This window comes from Microbacterium sp. (assembly GCF_041641055.1).
Taxonomy (GTDB): Bacteria; Actinomycetota; Actinomycetes; order Actinomycetales; family Microbacteriaceae; genus Microbacterium.
Window position 1 is genome coordinate 77,278 of the sequence record NZ_JBEPZB010000007.1, and the last position, 16,966, is coordinate 94,243.

The following is a 16,966-nucleotide window of genomic DNA, read 5'->3' on the forward strand; positions in this document are numbered from 1 at the left end:
ATGCTCGCGCATCCGGCCCCTTCGTTCTGCTGTCCCGTGTCAGCTCAGCGCGTCGACGATGCCGTTCAGCGTCGTGGACGGACGCATGACGGCCGTGACGAGCGCGTCGTCCGGCCGGTAGTATCCGCCGATCTCGACGGCCTTGCCCTGCACGGCGTTGAGCTCGGAGACGATCTTCTCCTCGTTCTCGGCGAGCGTCGCCGCGATCGGAGCGAACGCCGCAGCGAGCTCGGCATCCTTCGTCTGCGCCGCGAGCTCCTGAGCCCAGTACAGCCCGAGGTAGAAGTGGCTGCCACGGTTGTCGATCGTGCCGAGGGCGCGACCGGGCGAGCGGTCCTCTTCCAGGAACGTGCCGGTCGCCGCATCCAGCGTCTCGGCGAGGACCCGTGCCTTCTCGTTGCTCGTGCGGTCCGCGAAGTGCTCGAGGGACGCGGCCAGAGCGAAGAACTCACCCAGGGAGTCCCACCGCAGGTAGTTCTCCTCGACCAGCTGCTGCACGTGCTTGGGGGCGGATCCGCCGGCCCCCGTCTCGAAGAGCCCACCGCCGGCGAGCAGCGGCACGATCGAGAGCATCTTGGCGCTCGTACCCACCTCGAGGATCGGGAACAGGTCGGTGAGGTAGTCACGCAGCACGTTGCCCGTCACCGAGATGGTGTCGAGGCCGTGGCGCATCCGCGCCAGCGTGTAGCGGGTGGCCTCCTCCGGCGCGAGGATCGTGATCGTGAGGCCCTTGGTGTCGAGCGTCGCGAGACCCTGGTGCACCTTGGCGATGATCTGCGCGTCGTGCGAGCGGTTGGCGTCGAGCCAGAACACCGCGGGCACGCCCGTGGCACGCGCACGGGAGACGGCGAGCTTGACCCAGTCCATCACCGGGATGTGCTTCGTCTGTGTCGCGCGCCAGATGTCACCGGCGCCGACCTCGTGCTCGATGAGCACGGTCCCCTCGCTGTCGAGGACCTGGACGATGCCGGGAGCCGCGACCTCGAAGGTCTTGTCGTGGCTTCCGTACTCCTCGGCCGCCTGCGCCATGAGGCCCACGTTCGGCACCGTGCCGATGGTCGCCGGGTCGAGCGGACCGTTGGCGATCACGTCGTCGATGACGGCCTGGTAGACACTCGCGTACGAGGAGTCCGGGATCACGGCGAGCGTGTCGGCCTCGCCGCCGTCCTTGCCCCACAGCTTGCCGCCGTTGCGGACGAGGGCCGGCATGGAGGCGTCCACGATCACGTCGCTCGGAACGTGCAGGTTCGTGATGCCCTTGTCCGAGTTCACGTACGACAGGCGGGGCCCCTCGGCGATGGCCTTGTCGAACGCGGCCGCGATCTCCGCGCCCTCGGCGATCGAGCCGAGGCCCGCCAGGATCGAGCCGAGACCGTCGTTCGGGTTGAGGCCCGCCGCTGCGAGCTTGTCGCCGTACTGGGCGAACACGTCCGCGAAGAAGACGCGAACGACGTGACCGAAGATGATCGGGTCGCTGACCTTCATCATCGTGGCCTTGAGGTGCACCGAGTAGAGGATGTCGTCGTTCTTCGCCGTCTCGAGCGTCTCCGCCAGGAACGCGTCGAGGTGCGCTGCCGACAGGAACGTCGCGTCGATGATCTCGCGCGGCAGGACCTTCAGTCCCTCCTTGAGGATCGTGACGGTGCCGTCGGCGGCGGTGTGCCGGAAGCTCAGGACGTCGTCGTGGGCCGCGACCCAGGAGCGCTCGTTGTTCTTGAAGTCGTCGTGACCGAGCGTCGCGACGCGGGTCTTCGATCCCTCGGCGAACGGCTTGTTGCGGTGCGGGTGCTTCTTGGCGTAGTTCTTCACGGCCAGAGGGGCACGACGGTCGCTGTTGCCCTCACGGAGCACGGGGTTCACGGCGGAGCCCTTGATGCGGTCGTACCGCGCCCGGATGTCCTTCTCCTCGAGCGAGGTCGGCTCGTCGGGGAAGTCGGGGATGTCGTATCCCTGCGCCTGCAGCTCCGCGATCGCGCCCTTGAGCTGCGGGATGGACGCCGAGATGTTGGGGAGCTTGATGATGTTCGCCTCGGGGAGCGTGGCGAGGCCGCCGAGCTCGGCGAGGGAATCTCCGACCTGCTGCTCGGGAGTGAGCTTCTGCGGGAAGGCGGCGAGGATGCGGCCGGCGAGCGAGATGTCCCGGGTCTCGACCTCGATGCCCGCCTGACCGGTGAAGGCCTTGATGATCGGGAGGAAGGAGGCGGTGGCGAGTGCCGGAGCCTCGTCCGTGTACGTGTAGATGATGGCGTCGTCGGTCACCAGGAGGTTCTCCGTTCGCGAGGGCATATTTGTCTCGATACCAAGATACCTGAGCGGTCCGTCGCGCGTGGGCGAGGCCTCCGCCGAAGCGTCCCGACGCGCCCGCCGCTCTCCGCCCTCCGGCGGGAAAAGTCGAGGTTTGTGGGTGGGATGCCTCGGGAGGGGTTAGCCTGTGATCATGTCCGAACTGCGCATGGTCGAACTCTCCGCTGCGACGATCGTCGCCGTGAACAACATGTCGCTCAAGCCCGGACAGGAGCAGTTCCTCGCTCCGGTGTCCTACGGCATCGCAGCGACCGTCATCGATCCCCAGACGTCCTGGCAGCGTGTCGTCCTCGACGGCGACCAGGTCGTCGGCTTCGTCAGCGCGAACTTCGACCCGGATGCCCCGGAGGAGCACTTCCGCTCCGTGCTGTGGCGCATCAACGTCGACGCCGACGATCAGGGCAAGGGTGTCGGGCGCTTCGCAGTGGGGCAGCTGATCGATGAGGCGCGCACGCGCGGATTCGATCACGTCAACGTCATCTACGAGGCCGGCGAGGACGGACCGGAGGCGTTCTTCCTCCGTGTCGGGTTCACCCCGGTCGGCGAGACCGAGTACTCCGAGGTCATCGCTCAGATCCGCATCACTTCGTAGACCGGCGGCGGGGTCTCGAATCCCCTCCCCCATCGAGGCCCCGTCGCCCTGTCAGAGCGATCCGAGGGAATCGCCGTCGACGAGCTGTCACAGCTATTTGTTGCGGACAACCACAAAAGCCTTGCGCTGGATGCATCCCGGTGCTTATCATCGCTGTCAGAAGCGTGGGCGAAACGCTTCGACGATGTGACAGACAGTGACGATGGAGTCCCCCATGACGACGATCCACCAGGTGGCCGCTGCCGCCGGCGTGTCGATCAGCACGGTCTCCTACGCGCTCAGCGGCAAGCGGCCGGTCTCGGAGAAGACCCGTCTGCGCATCGAGGCCGCCGTCCAGACGCTCGGCTATGAGCCGGACGCCGGAGCCCGGATGCTGGCCGGTCGCCGCACGAACATCTTCGCCCTCACCGAGCCGCTGCGCGCAGACACGCACGCGCCGACGCACATGGCCTTCGTGCTCGCGACCGCGGTCGCCGCGCGTCGCAGCGGCTACGACATCCTGCTGCTGACCGACGAGCAGGCCTCCGAGGGCATGAACCGGGTGGCGGCGAGCAACCTCGTCGACGCGATCCTCGTGCTCGACGTCGCACCGGACGACGCACGGGCCGACATCGCCCGGTCGGTGCGCACCCCGACGGTCTTCATCGGCATCCCCGACGATGCGAACGGCCTGACCTGCGTCGACCTCGACTTCGAGTCCGCCGGTCGTCTCGCCGTGGATCGACTCGCCGACGCCGGACACGACGGCGTCACACTGCTCGGCCAGACCGAGGTCGCCTACCGCAAGTCGAACTTCCCGCGGCGCCTGCTGCACGGAGTCCAGGACCGCAGCTCCGAGCGCGGCGTCGCGCTCGAGTGGGTCACGACGGGCGTGACCACCACCGAGCCCGCCGCCGTCCGGGCCGCCGCCGAGCGGGCACTCGCCCGCGGCGTGCGAGCATTCATCGTGCACGCCGTGGGCGACGTGCACGATGTGCTGCTCGACACCGTCGCCGCCCACGGCCTGACCGTCGGCGCGGACGTCTCGGTGATCTCCGCCGCCGCCTCGTTCGACACCGCCACCCTGCCGGTTCCGATCGACACGATCCCGCTCGTCCCGCAGCAGTCGTGCGACCTCGCGGTCGAGCTCGCACTGCAGCAGCTGGAGAACGCCGGCGCGAGCGCCCGCATCCACCTCATCCCTCCCGAGTACCACGCCGCCGGCTCCATCGCCCCCGCCCGGGAGTGACCACGGCTCAGGCGGTTTCCGCATCGGCGTCGTCGAAACGCTTCGACAACGCCGACCACACAACTGAACACCCGACCCACTGAAGTGTCCGGCCCTCCGGGGCCACCGAGAAAGGAGTGCCGACGATGGCACGCACGACCCGCAGGACGAAGACGTTGGCGGCTCTGGCCGCTCTCACCGCGACCGGGATCGCACTGAGCGGCTGCACCGCCGGCTCCGGCGACGAGGGGGGCGATGGCGACACCCTCAAGCTCTGGCACTACGAGGGCGCCGACAGTGCGATGGGCAAGGCCTGGGCCGAGGCGATCGACATCTTCGAAGAGGAGACCGGAGCGACGGTCGAGTTCGAGGAGAAGTCCTTCGAGCAGATCCAGAAGACCGCGTCCCAGGTGCTCGATACCGATGCCGCGCCCGACCTCATGGAGTTCAACAAGGGCAACGCGACGGCAGGCTTCCTCGCCTCGACCGGACTCATCTCCGACATCTCCGACGCTGTCGCGGAGTACGGATGGGACGAGAAGCTCGCCCCCTCCCTCCAGACCACCGCGAAGTACTCCGAAGACGGCGTGATGGGCGGCGACACCTGGTTCGGCGTTCCGAACTACGGCGAGTTCGTCGGCGTCTACTACAACCAGGATGCCTTCGCCGCCGCAGGCCTGGAGATCCCCACCACCTACGACGAGTTCGTCGACGTGCTCGACGCGTTCGTCGCGCAGGGTGTCACCCCGCTCGCCGAGGCCGGCGCCGAGTACCCCCTCGGACAGCTCTGGTACCAGCTCGCACTTCTCGAGGGGGACCGCAGCTTCGTCGACTCGTACCAGCTGTACGACGGCGAGGTCGACTGGCAGGGCCCCGAGGTCACCGCCGCCTCCGAGACGCTCCAGGAGTATGTCGACAAGGGCTACATCGCCTCGGACGTCTCGTCGGTCAAGGCCGAGGATGCCGGTGTCTCCTTCATCAACGGCACCTCGCCGATCTTCGTGTCAGGCTCCTGGTGGTTCGGCCGCTTCGTCACGGAGGCCACCGGCTTCGACTGGACGATGACCGCCTTCCCCGGCGCCGACCTCTCGCTCGGCTCCTCGGGGAACCTGTGGGTCGTGCCTGAGAACGCCGCGAACAAGGAGCTCGCCTACGAGTTCATCGACATCACGATGCGCCCCGAGATCCAGGCGATCATCGGCAACAACGGCGGTCTTCCGGTCGCCGCGGACACGGCGGACATCACGGATGAGAAGAGCGCGGCGCTGATCGAGACGTTCAACGGCGTGCTGGATGCCGACGGACTCTCGTTCTACCCGGACTGGCCAGCGCCCGGCTTCTACGACGTGCTCGTGCAGGAGCTCCAGGGCCTGATCACAGGAGCGCAGGACGCGGAGACGACCAACAAGAACCTCGGCGAGCAGTACGACGAGGGCACCTCGGAATTCCGTTGATCCACTCGCGGGGGCGACGGCCGCACGTCGTCGCCCCCGCAACCCCCTGGAGATGAACATGTCACTCGCCACACGCCGCGAGGGCCGCACGAAGCTGCCGCCCGAAGAGCCCTCGATCCCGCAGCGCAGCGGTGGGACGGGCGCCTACTGGATGTATCTGCTGCCCGGCTTCATCCTGCTGCTCATCGTCGTCATCGTCCCGCTCGTCTGGAACGTCTATCTGACCTTCACGAAGTGGAAGGGCGTGCGCACGCCGGAGTTCATCGGCCTCGAGAACTGGCAGAAGATCCTCACCGACAGCGACTTCTGGACCTCGTTCACGAACTCGGTGTGGATGATCATCGCCATGGTCGTCGTGCCCACGATCGTCGGGCTCATCGTCGCCGCGCTGCTATTCGACGTCGTCGGCCGCAAGTTCGGCGGCCGGGTCGGCAGCTTCCTGCGCGCGACCTACTACCTCCCCCAGATCCTGCCCATCGCGGTCGCCGGCATCGTGATCGGCTGGATCGTGCGGCCAGGTGGCGACGGGGCACTCAACCAGATCCTCGGCTGGTTCGGCATCCCCGCCTACGACTGGCTCGGCCAGATGCCCTCCGCGCTCATCGTGCTGATGGTGGTCATGGTGTGGGTGCAGCTCGGCTACCCCGTCGTCGTCTTCATGGCGGCCCTCCAGCGCGTCGATCCCGAGCTCTACGAAGCCGCGGAACTCGACGGCGCGAACTGGTTCCAGCGCTTCTCGGCGATCACGATGAGCATCATCCGCCCGGAGATCTTCGTCGTCACCCTCACCTGCACGATCGCGGCTCTCAAAGTCTTCGGCCCGGTGTACATCATCACCCGAGGCGGTCCGGCCGGCGCCACCCTGGTGCCCGCGTACTACGCCTACCAGGAGTTCTTCACCAAGCGGAACGTCGGCTACGGCGCGACCATCGCCACCGTGCTGACCATCGTCGTGGTGATCGTGTCGATCATCTTCATCCGCGTCCAGAACTCGCTCGAGCGCAAGGAAAGGGCGGGTCTGTGATGCACGCCACCACCGCCATCGTCACCGGCAAGCCGATCAAGGCCCGCCCCCGCGGCGGCATGACGAAGAAGCGTCCGATCGACTGGCTCATGCTCGCGCTGGTCGTGATCGGCGCGCTGCTCATCATCGCGCCGTTCTACCTCGTCGTCGTGAACTCCTTCAAGTCGCCCGTGGACTATGCGACGTCAGGACCGCTCGCCTTGCCCGAGACTCTGGATTTCGGGGGGATCATCAAGTTCTGGGAGAGGGTCAACTTCCCCGAGAAGGTGTGGAACTCGCTCTTCATCGCCGGCGTCGTCTCGGTGCTCGCCGTCGTGATCTCGATGCTCAACGCCTTCGCGATCGGCATCGGCCGCGTGCGCGGCCGCAGCTGGATCGTGCTGCTGTTCCTGCTCGCGAACCTGCTGCCGCAGGAGGCTCTTCTCTACCCGCTGTACTACATGTTCAAATCCGTCGGCCTGTACGACAACGTGTGGTCGGTCATCATCGTGTTCACGGTCATCCAGGCGGCGTTCGGCACGTACCTGCTGTCCTCGGTCTACGGCACCTTCCCGAAGGAGATCCTGGAGGCGGCGTCGCTCGACGGCGCGAGCCGCTGGCAGATCCTGTGGCGGGTCGTGTTCCCGATCAGCCGCCCCACCCTGTCGGTGCTGCTCATCTTCTTCTTCATCTGGACGTGGAACGAGTTCCTGATCCCGCTGACCTTCCTCGCCTCGAACGCGAACCAGACGGTCCCGGTGGCGATCAGCGTGCTGCAGGGCGACCGGCTCATGGACGTCACGACCACGAGCGCATCGGCCCTCCTGGGCATCATCCCCACGCTCATCTTCTTCCTCATCTTCCAGCGCACCCTCACACGCGGCATCACGGCAGGAGCAGTCAAGTAATGAAGTTCACCGACGGGTTCTGGCAACTGCGTCCAGGGGTCACCGCGCTGTACGCGCAGGAGGCCTACGACATCGCCGAGACCATCGACACCCCCGACGGGCCGGGGATCGTCATCACGGCGCCCACTATGGTGATCGCCAAGCGAGGCGACACCCTCAACCGCCCCGTGCTGACGACCACGGTCTCCTCCCCTGCCGAGGGCGTCGTGCGCGTGCGCATCGCTCACCACGAAGGCGGCCGCTGGCACGGCGGGTTCGGGCTTCCCGGCGCAGGGACGGGGACGGCCTCCGTGTCCGTCAGCGAGGGCGGCGGCTTCCTGGATGCCGGCACTCTCGCCGCCCGGATCGCACCCGGCGCGCCCTGGGACCTCTCCTTCGAGGTCGACGGCAGACGGGTCACCGGAAGCGGACACAAGGCCCAGGGCTACGTCCGGCTCGCTCCGGACGCCCGGGTGGATGCCGGGATCGTCGACAACGCGCGCCAGGGCGGCTCCACCCCCGGCGGATCCGTCTTCGTGCACGAGCAGCTCGACCTCGGGGTCGGCGAGCTGATCTACGGTCTCGGCGAGCGCTTCGGCCCGCTGGTGAAGAACGGCCAGTCGGTCGACATCTGGAACGCCGACGGCGGCACGTCCAGCGAGCAGGCGTACAAGAGCATCCCCTTCCATCTCTCCAATCGCGGGTACGGAGTGCTCGTGAACGACCCGGGTCATGTGTCGTATGAAATCGGCTCGGAGTCGGTCGAGCGCGTGCAGTTCTCCGTCTCGGGCGAGGTGCTCGAGTACTTCGTCATCGCCGGTCCGACGCCGAAGGAGGTGCTCTCGCGCTACACCGCTCTCACCGGACGGCCGCCGGTGGTGCCCGCCTGGTCGTACGGGCTCTGGCTGTCGACGAGCTTCACGACCGACTACGACGAGCAGACCGTCAACTCGTTCATCGACGAGATGGCGGCGCGGGAGCTGCCGGTGTCGGTGTTCCACTTCGACTGCTTCTGGATGCGCGAGTTCAACTGGACCGACTTCGTCTGGGATTCGCGGGTGTTCCCCGATCCCGAGGGCATGCTGTCGCGACTGCACGACAAGGACCTCCGCGTCTGCGTCTGGATCAACCCGTACATCGCTCAGCGGTCCCCCCTGTTCCTCGAAGCCGCCGATCAGGGCTTCCTCGTGCGGCGCGCCGACGGATCGGTCTGGCAGTGGGACCTGTGGCAGGCGGGTATGGGACTCGTGGACTTCACGAACCCGGACGCGACAGCCTGGTACCAGGCCAAGCTCCGCGGTCTGCTCGCGCAGGGTGTCGACTGCTTCAAGACGGACTTCGGCGAGCGCATCCCGACCGAGGTCGTGTGGGCCGACGGCTCGGATCCCGCACGCATGCACAACCTGTACACACACCTCTACAACCGCGCGGTGCACGACGTGCTCGTCGAGGCCCGAGGCGCCGACGACGCCGTGCTGTTCGCGCGCTCGGCGACCGCCGGCGGGCAGAGCATGCCGGTGCACTGGGGCGGGGACTCGACCTCGACCTACACCTCGATGGCCGAGACCCTGCGCGGCGGGCTCTCGCTGGCACTCAGCGGCTTCGCGTTCTGGAGCCACGACATCGGGGGCTTCGAGGGCACGCCGGATGCCGGGGTCTTCAAGCGCTGGACCGCCTTCGGCCTGCTCGGCTCGCACTCCCGCTTCCACGGCTCGAGCTCGTACCGGGTGCCGTGGGCCTTCGACGAGGAGGCGGTCGACGTGACGAGGCGCTTCACGCACCTCAAGATGCAGCTGATGCCGTATCTGTACCAACAGGGCGTCGACGCCGCGCGGACCGGGCTGCCGGTGATGCGACCGATGCAGCTGGAGTTCCCCGACGACCCCGCCGCCGCGTACCTCGACCGCCAGTACATGCTCGGTGCGGATCTGCTCGTCGCACCGGTCTTCTCGGAGGACGGGACCGTGGAGTTCTATCTGCCCGAGGGCGAGTGGACCTCGTTGCTGACAGGCGAGACGGTGACGGGTGGAGGCTGGCGCCGGGAGACGCATGCCTTCGACTCGCTCCCGCTGTATGTGCGACCGGGCACGGTGCTCCCCTGGGGTGCCCGCACCGACAGGCCGGACTACGACTACCACGACGGCCTTCGACTGCGGGTGTTCCCGGGCGGATCGGGATCGGCGTCTGTGACGGTGACGAGCCCCGATGGCCGCGAGCGCGTCTACGAGGTCGATCTCTCGGAGGTGACCGGCTGACCTCCTCCGATCGAGCCACAGGCGGGCGGCGGTCAGCGCTTGTCGGGACGCTTCCGATCGTTCCACGCCGCGAGCGCGGAGGCTGCGGCACCCGCGGCTCGGTCGATCGCCTCGGCTGAACGACTGAGCATGTCCTGCGCCGCATCCTGCCAGGCCGACGTCGACTGCGGGGCTTCGCCGGCGCGCACCCGCGCGGCGTACTCGGCTGCCTCGAACGCACGCTCCAACTCCGACACCGCGTCGCGGTAGGCGGCGAACTCGGCCGGTGCGGCGGCGCTGTCCGCACCGCGACGCGCCTCGACGGCGCGACCGGCGGCACGCAGATAGTCCGCCGTGGCCGGCTGCTTGACGTCGGTCATGGCCGGGTAGGTGATCTGCAGCGCAGGGTCGGTCTCGTACCGCATCCAGCGCGCGACGAGCGCGTCGTGCTGCGCGTGCAGCCTCTCCAGCGGACGCGGCGCGGATGCGGCGGGAATCGCGGCGCGGGCGGCGTTGACCCGCACGTGCTTGGCACGCACGTCGGCGGCGGCCGCCTTGGCGTCGTTCTCCTTGGCGCGCAGGATCCGCTTGGCGCCGGCGAGCTGGTCGGAGGTCGCGCGGCGCGCACTGCGCTCCGCCGCGATGCGGGCGACGTCGGCGCGGGCGAGCTTGACCGACATCCTCCGCTCCACCGCGGTCTGCTGGGCCGCCTTGAGGTCATGGCGGGCCGCGTCGTACTCCAGCCGCCGTCCGCTCCGCCTGCTGCGGCGTCGCAGACCGTAACCTCCGGCGGCGACTCCGCCGGCTGCGACGGGCGCGATCCACCACCACTCGACGGCGAGCAGCAACGGGTCCATGCTTCGATGCTACCCAGCACCGCGCACCGGCGCGCCGTCAGAGCGCCGACTCGGCATCCTCTATCGCCCCCGCCGATCCGCTGCGGGGTCGATAACGCACCGCTGGACCGCTGCGGGGTCAATAACGCACCACAAAAGGCTCCCAGAGGTGCTCAATTGACCCCGACAGGAGCGGCGGGCGGGAGGGAGGAAGGGCGGCGGGCGGGAGGAAGGGCGGCGGGCGCGAGGAAGGGCGGCGGGCGCGAGGAAGGGCGGCGGGCGCGCGCGGGGTGAGCGCACTGCGGCCGCGACCGATGATCGGTCGCGGCCGCAGTGCGCTCGTCCTCAGCGGGTCGGCAGTGTCACACCAGCGTCTGCTGCCAGGCGGCGTGGAGCTGTGCGAACTTGCCCGTGCCCCCGATCAGCGCGTCGGGGGTGTCATCCTCGATGATCCGCCCGTGCTCCATGACCAGCACGCGGTCAGCGATGGCCACGGTCGACAGACGGTGAGCGATGATGATCGCCGTGCGGTCCTTCAGCAGGGTCTGCAGAGCATCCTGGATCAGCCGCTCCGACGGGATGTCGAGCGAGGCCGTGGCCTCGTCGAGGATCAGCACCGCCGGGTCCGCGAGGAACGCCCGCGCGAACGAGATCAGCTGGCGCTGTCCCGCCGACACACGGCCGCCGCGCTTGTTGACGTCGGTGCCGTAGCCGTCAGGGAGCGAAGAGATGAATCCATCGGCGCCCACGGCCCGCGCGGCCGCCCTGATCTCCTCGAGCGAGGCGTCCGGCTTGCCGAGCGCGATGTTGTCAGCCACGGTGCCGCTGAACAGGTACGCCTCCTGGGTGACCATGACGATCGCACGTCGGAGGTCCTTCGGATGCAGATCGCGCAGATCGACCCCGTCGAGGGTGACGGTGCCGACCGACGGGTCGTAGAACCGCGAGATCAGCTTCGCCAGCGTCGACTTGCCCGCGCCCGTCGTCCCGACCAGGGCGATCGTCTGACCGGCAGGGATGTCGAGGGAGAAGTTCGGCAGGATCGTCTTCTCGCCGTTGTACCCGAAGGTCACCTCGTCGAACCTGACATGCCCACGCGACTCCCAGAGGTCGACCGGCTTCTCGGGGTCCGGCACCGTCGGCACCTCTTCGAGGACACCGGAGACCTTCTCCAGAGCGGCCGTGGCCGACTGGTAGGAGTTCAGGAACATCGCGATCTCCTGCATCGGCGCGAAGAAGTTGCGCACGTACAGCACGGCGGACAGGAGCACACCGACCGTCAGAGCACCCTCGGAGACCCGGATGCCGCCCCACAGCACGACGATGCCGAGCACCAGTGCCGCGACGCCCATCAGACCGGGCTCGAACGTGCCGAACAGCAGCATCGAGCGCCGGTTGACGTCCCGGTAGTCACCGGCGATCTTCTGGAAGGTCGCGTCGTTGCGCGGCTCCTTGCGGAACGCCTTGACCGCGCGGATGCCTGTCATGGTCTCGACGAACTGCACGATGACCTTGGCGCTGATCACCCGGGACTCGCGGTACACGAGCTGCGAGCGCGAGTAGAACCAGCGCATCAGGAAGAACAGCGGCACGCCGCCGATCGCGAGGATGAGTCCGGACTGCCAGTCCCACACGCACAGTGCGATGAAGGTGAACAGGCCGAACAGCACGCCCGAGACGAGCTCGTTGAGCCCGCCGTCGAGCAGCTCCTTGATCGAGTCCAGGTCGCTCGTCTGACGGGAGATGATGCGCCCCGACGTGTACGACTCGTGGAACTCCAGGCTCAGCCGCTGCGTGTGCAGGAAGATCCGCTTGCGCAGATCCAGCAGCACGGCCTGGGTGAGCTTGGCCGCGATGATCACGTACCAGGCGATCATCGCCGCGGCCACGGCACCGGCGAGCAGGTAGATGCCGCCGATCATGAAGGTCGGCATCCAGTCCGCACGCTCGAGCACGGCGGGGAGCGCGCGGTCGAGACCGATGCTGATCAGGATCGGTCCGGCGACCTGCAGCGCGGTGGAGATCACGAGCACGATCGCGGCGAGCGTGATCTGCGTCTTCAGCGGGCGTACGAGCGAGCCCAGCAGGCGCAGCGAGCGACGCCGGATGGCGCGGCTCTCCTCCCGGGTGTAGCGGGAGCGGTCCTCGTCCTGGGTTCCGGTGATGGCGGAGCTCATCGCTGCACCTCCTTCTCGGTGATGATGTCTTCGTCGGCGGCATCCTCCCGGATCCCGTCCTGGACGGCGGTCTCGATCTCGTCCTGCTCGTCGCGGATGATCGGGATCGCGCCGGTGCGCGCCGCCTCCTCCGCTTCGAGGCTGGAGATGACGTGGCGGTAGTGGCGGCTCGTCTTCAGCAGCTCGGAGTGGGTACCGACCGCGGTGACGCGCCCGGATTCGAGCAGCGCCACGCGGTCGGCGAGGGCCACGGTCGACGGGCGGTGGGCCACGATCATCGCGGTCGTGTCGGCGAGCACGTGGCGCAGCGCCTCCTCGACGAGCGCCTCGGTGTCGACGTCCAGCGCCGACAGCGGGTCGTCGAGGACGAGCACCTTCGGGTCCGCCGCCACCGCACGCGCGAGCGCGAGACGCTGACGCTGCCCCCCGGAGAGGCTCAGCCCCTCTTCGCCGATCACGGTCTCGACGCCCTCGGGGAGGGAGTCGACGAACGACGCCTGCGCGACGTCCAGCGCCTCACGCAGCACGCGTTCGGCCTCCTCGCTGTGCACGTCGAGGTCGGCACGCCCGAGCAGCACGTTCTCCCGCACGGTCGCGGAGAAGAGCGTCGCGTCCTCGAAGGCCATCGCGATGTGCTGGCGCAGCTCGGCGAGCGGCAGGTCGCGCACGTCGACGCCGTCGAGGGTCACCCGACCGCCGGTCACGTCGTACAGACGCGTCGGCAGCGTCGTCAGGGTGGTCTTGCCGCTTCCGGTGAGACCGACCAGAGCCATGGTCTCGCCGGGGCGCAGCACGAGATCGATCCCGTCGAGCAGGTCGCGCTCGTGCGATCCCGCGTCCTGGTAGCGGAAGTGCGCCGCCTCGAACGCGAGCTCCCCGCGGGGCTCCGCGATGTGCACGGGGTTCTCCGGGTCGGTGATCGTGTTCGTCTCGGAGTAGATGTCGAACACCCGGTCGGTGGCCGTACGTGCATCGAGCATGAACGAGAACAGGAAGCCGATCGACTCGATGGGCCAGCGCAGGACGACCGCCATCGCGAAGAACGCGAACAGCTGGGCCTGGTCGATCTCACCCTGCGAGATCAGCCAGATGCCGGACATGAGGCTCAGCCCGAAGGCGATCTGCGGCATGAGGTCGAGCCAGAACCAGATGGACGCGATCGCGCCCGCCTTGCTCATCTCGGTCTCCCGCAGCGTCTCGGCCTGGCGGCTGAATCGGCTCAGCGCATGCTTGCCCCGGCCGAAGGCCTTGAGCACGCGGATGCCGTGCACGCTCTCCTCGACGCTGGTCGCCAGGTCACCGGCCTGGTCCTGGCTGCGGCGGGTGAGGGCGCCGTAGCGCTTCTCGAAGAGGTAGCCGCGGATCCACAGCGGGATGGCGGTGACGATGAAGATGACGCCCAGCAGCCAGTGCCAGCGGAACAGCAGCACGGAGCCGATGATGATGGTCAGCACATTCACCACGAGCAGCACCAGGCCGAAGGCCAGCCACCGGCGGATGAGGCCGATGTCCTGCATCATGCGACTCAGCAGCTGGCCGGACTGCCAGCGGTCGTGGAACGAGACCGGCAGCGTCTGCAGGCGCGAGTACAGCTCGGTGCGCATCTTGTACTCGACCTGCGTCGCGGGGTTGAGCACGAACTGGCGACGCAGCCACACCATGAGCGCCTCGCCGAGGGCGAGGCCGAACACGGCGAGCGCGCCCCACGCGATCGCGTCGATCGCGCCGGTCTGCACGGGCCCGCGGATGATCTGCTCGAGGACGATCGGGATCATCAGGGCGATGATCGCCGCGACGAGCGCGCTGGCGGCACCGCCGGCGAGCCGCCAGATGACCGGCTTCACGAAGGGCTTCAGGCGCCACAGTGCGGCCGGTGTGGAGAGGGAGGACGAGTAGGAGGCGTTCTGCGATGAAGGCGAGGAAGACATGTCTCTCAGACGAGTTTCGTATGGGGAAGCGGTAGCTGAAGGGGTCGGACGCAGCAGCGGACTCGTCGAGTCCGGCATCCGAAGAGGTGGTGCGTGTCGGAAGAGGCTCTAGCGCAGCGGTCGCACCGGGGTCGAGCCGAGAGTGGCGATCTGCGCAGCGGCGATCGTTGTCATGGTGTCCTCCTCAGGGGCTCGGCTGTGTCGTCCGGTCGGTGCGACAGCCCACCAGCCTATTCCTGTGAACAAGCTGAGCGCAAGAGAGATTCCCGATCGGTTTCGGAGCGCCTCCTCGCGCCCCGATCCCCGCTCCCCCTGCTGACGACCCCGGTCCCCGGCTCAGCGTTCCACGGCCTCCCGTGCCAGCAGACTCGACTTGACATCCAGTCCCCACGCGAACCCGCCGAGGGTCCCGTCCGACCGCAGCACGCGGTGGCACGGCACGAAGAGGGCGGGCGCATTCCTGGCGCAGATCGACGCTGCGGCCCGCACGGCGCGGGGGTTTCCGAGCTGCGCGGCGAAGGACGTGTAGGTCAGCGGCTCACCCGGGGTGATCCGGCGCAACGCGGCCCACCCCGCGAGCTGCAGCTCCGTGCCCGTCTGGGCGACCTCGACGCCGTCGACCGCCGTCACGTCGCCGGCGTAGAAGGCGCGGACCGCCGCGGCGGCATCCGTGTCGCCCTCCGTGATGCGGGCAGGACGTGTGGCCGTCGAGAGCCGCGCGACGATCGCCGCCCGATCCGCCGTCCATCCGGAGGCGAGCACCCGTTGCCGGTCGTCGGCCAGGATCGTGAAGGGGCCGTCGGCCGTGTCGAGGGTCTGGATGAGAGCGGTCATGGTGTCTCCTTCTGAGCGATGGTCCTGATCGGACGCGCGGCACGCGGGGGCCGCACGGGCGCTGCGCGCCAGAGGTGGGCACTGAGGTAGCTGCGCCAGGGAGCCGTGCGCTCAGCCCACGCGGTCAGCGGGCGAGCATCCCCCGGAAGGCCCGCGGCTGCGGCGCCTGCTCGGAGTGCGACATCGCCGGGAAGCAGGATGTCGGGGTCGCCGAGCACGCGCATCCGCACGTAGTCCGCCGTCCACGGGCCGATGCCCGGCATGGCGAGGAGGGCGGCGCGCTGTTCGATGCCGTCGTCGCCGACGGTCAGGCGGAGCGAGCCGTCGGCGAGCGCGGCGGCGGCTCCGACGATCGCCCTGATGCGGGCAGCCGGGCCCCGCAGGACCTCTGCGCCGTGCTCGGCGATCGCCGTCATCGTCGGGAACAGGAGGCCGTGCTCGGTGCGCTCCCCCAGTGCGTCCGTCAGCGCCGTGAGGGCCGTCCGGGCGGCGACGACGGTGATCTGCTGGCCGATCATGGCGCGGATGAGCATCTCGTGCGGGTCGGCGGAGCCTGGCACGCGGATGCCCGGCGTGCGCGCGACCAGTGGAGCGAGCTCGGGGTGGATGCTGAGCGCCTGATCTACCGCGAGCGGATCGGCGTCGAGGTCGAAGATGCGCCGTACGGTCGACACGAGCGGCGCGAGATCGCCGAGCCGCGCGACACGGGCGCGCAGGTGCAGGCGCTCGGCGGCATCGCCGGTCACTTCGAACCACGCCGGCCCACCCGCCATGCGCAGATGCCGCGAGAACGACGTGGGCGTGGCCTCCTCGACTCCCGCCACCGCACGCGCGGCCATCCACTGGAAGATGCCGGATGCGTCGAGCGGACCGCGGTACGGCAGGACGAGGTCGATCGCCCCGGGAGCCGCGGATGACGGCAGCCGCCGTCGCGCCCGCAACTCGCCCGGCGTGAGCCCGAACACCTCGCGGATCGTGTCGTTGCACTGGCGGATGCTGGCGAATCCCGCCGAGAACGCCACGTCCGAGACGGGCATGTCGGTGCCGACGAGGAGCATCCGCGCCGTATGCGCCCGATGCGCTCTGGCGAGAGCGAGTGGGCCGGCTCCGAGTTCGGTCGAGAGCAGCCTGGTGAGGTGCCTGGTCGAGTACCCGAGCCGCACGGCGAGACCGGACACGCCTTCGCGCTCGACGACCCCGGAGGCGATCAGCCGCATCGCCCGCGCCGCCACATCGCCGCGCAGATCCCAGGCCGGGGAGCCGGGAGCGGCCTCGGGGAGACAGCGCTTGCAGGCGCGGAAGCCGGCCTCGTGGGCGGCGGCGCTGGTCGGGTAGAACGTGACGTTCTGCGGCTTCGGCGTGCGCGCGGGGCAGCTCGGGCGGCAATAGATGCCCGTGGAGCGGACCGCTGTGACGAACTGCCCGTCGAAGCGGGTGTCGCGGGCGCTGATCGCTCGATACCGCTCGTCGAAGTCCGTCGTGGGGAAGCTCATGCCTCCACTCTGCCATC

12 protein-coding genes are annotated in these 16,966 nt (G+C 68.7%); 6 read left to right on the forward strand and 6 right to left on the reverse strand.

Annotated features, from left to right (window positions below):
* Positions 1-39: 39 nt before the first annotated feature.
* Entirely contained in the window at positions 40-2,259 is a 2,220-nt protein-coding gene (locus ACESK8_RS06600) for an NADP-dependent isocitrate dehydrogenase (RefSeq protein WP_372967905.1), read from the reverse strand.
* A 178-nt stretch (positions 2,260-2,437) separates the two neighbouring features.
* Between ACESK8_RS06600 and ACESK8_RS06605 the strand changes: the two genes are divergently transcribed.
* From ACESK8_RS06605 to yicI, 6 genes are all read left to right on the forward strand, one after another.
* Positions 2,438-2,896, forward strand: coding sequence for an N-acetyltransferase family protein (locus ACESK8_RS06605; protein WP_372967848.1), 459 nt, complete (start codon positions 2,438-2,440; stop codon positions 2,894-2,896).
* Between the two features lie 214 nt (positions 2,897-3,110).
* Positions 3,111-4,124, forward strand: coding sequence for a LacI family DNA-binding transcriptional regulator (locus ACESK8_RS06610; RefSeq protein WP_372967849.1), 1,014 nt, complete (start codon positions 3,111-3,113; stop codon positions 4,122-4,124).
* A 125-nt stretch (positions 4,125-4,249) separates the two neighbouring features.
* A complete protein-coding gene (locus tag ACESK8_RS06615) occupies positions 4,250-5,557 on the forward strand; it encodes an ABC transporter substrate-binding protein (RefSeq protein ID WP_372967850.1) in 1,308 nt (435 codons plus the stop codon).
* 58 nt (positions 5,558-5,615) lie between these two features.
* Complete coding sequence (locus ACESK8_RS06620) at positions 5,616-6,581, forward strand: carbohydrate ABC transporter permease (RefSeq protein WP_060927973.1); 966 nt, start codon at positions 5,616-5,618, stop codon at positions 6,579-6,581.
* Positions 6,581-7,468 (forward strand): carbohydrate ABC transporter permease, encoded by an 888-nt coding sequence (locus ACESK8_RS06625; RefSeq protein ID WP_372967851.1) that lies wholly within the window; start codon positions 6,581-6,583, stop codon positions 7,466-7,468. The genes ACESK8_RS06620 and ACESK8_RS06625 overlap by 1 nt, the downstream gene beginning before the upstream one ends.
* Positions 7,468-9,702, forward strand: a complete 2,235-nt coding sequence (gene yicI / locus ACESK8_RS06630; RefSeq protein WP_372967852.1) for an alpha-xylosidase — start codon at positions 7,468-7,470, stop codon at positions 9,700-9,702. Before ACESK8_RS06625 ends, yicI begins: the two co-directional genes overlap by 1 nt.
* Before the next feature lie 32 nt (positions 9,703-9,734).
* Here yicI and ACESK8_RS06635 read toward each other — a convergent pair whose 3' ends face one another.
* The 5 genes from ACESK8_RS06635 to ACESK8_RS06655 form a co-directional block, all read right to left on the reverse strand.
* Complete coding sequence (locus ACESK8_RS06635; protein ID WP_372967853.1) at positions 9,735-10,538, reverse strand: hypothetical protein; 804 nt, start codon at positions 10,536-10,538, stop codon at positions 9,735-9,737.
* A 341-nt stretch (positions 10,539-10,879) separates the two neighbouring features.
* On the reverse strand, positions 10,880-12,694 hold the full coding sequence (locus ACESK8_RS06640) for an ABC transporter ATP-binding protein (protein WP_372967854.1): 1,815 nt from the start codon (positions 12,692-12,694) through the stop codon (positions 10,880-10,882).
* Entirely contained in the window at positions 12,691-14,622 is a 1,932-nt protein-coding gene (locus ACESK8_RS06645) for an ABC transporter ATP-binding protein (protein ID WP_372967855.1), read from the reverse strand. The genes ACESK8_RS06640 and ACESK8_RS06645 overlap by 4 nt, the downstream gene beginning before the upstream one ends.
* Positions 14,623-14,958: 336 nt before the next feature.
* The gene (locus tag ACESK8_RS06650; protein ID WP_372967856.1) at positions 14,959-15,456 is read right to left on the reverse strand and encodes a methylated-DNA--[protein]-cysteine S-methyltransferase; all 498 of its coding nucleotides are present in this window, start codon (positions 15,454-15,456) and stop codon (positions 14,959-14,961) included.
* Positions 15,453-16,949: a DNA-3-methyladenine glycosylase 2 family protein gene (locus ACESK8_RS06655; RefSeq protein WP_372967857.1), complete on the reverse strand. Its 1,497-nt coding sequence runs from the start codon at positions 16,947-16,949 to the stop codon at positions 15,453-15,455. The genes ACESK8_RS06650 and ACESK8_RS06655 overlap by 4 nt, the downstream gene beginning before the upstream one ends.
* Between the last annotated feature and the right edge of the window lie 17 nt (positions 16,950-16,966).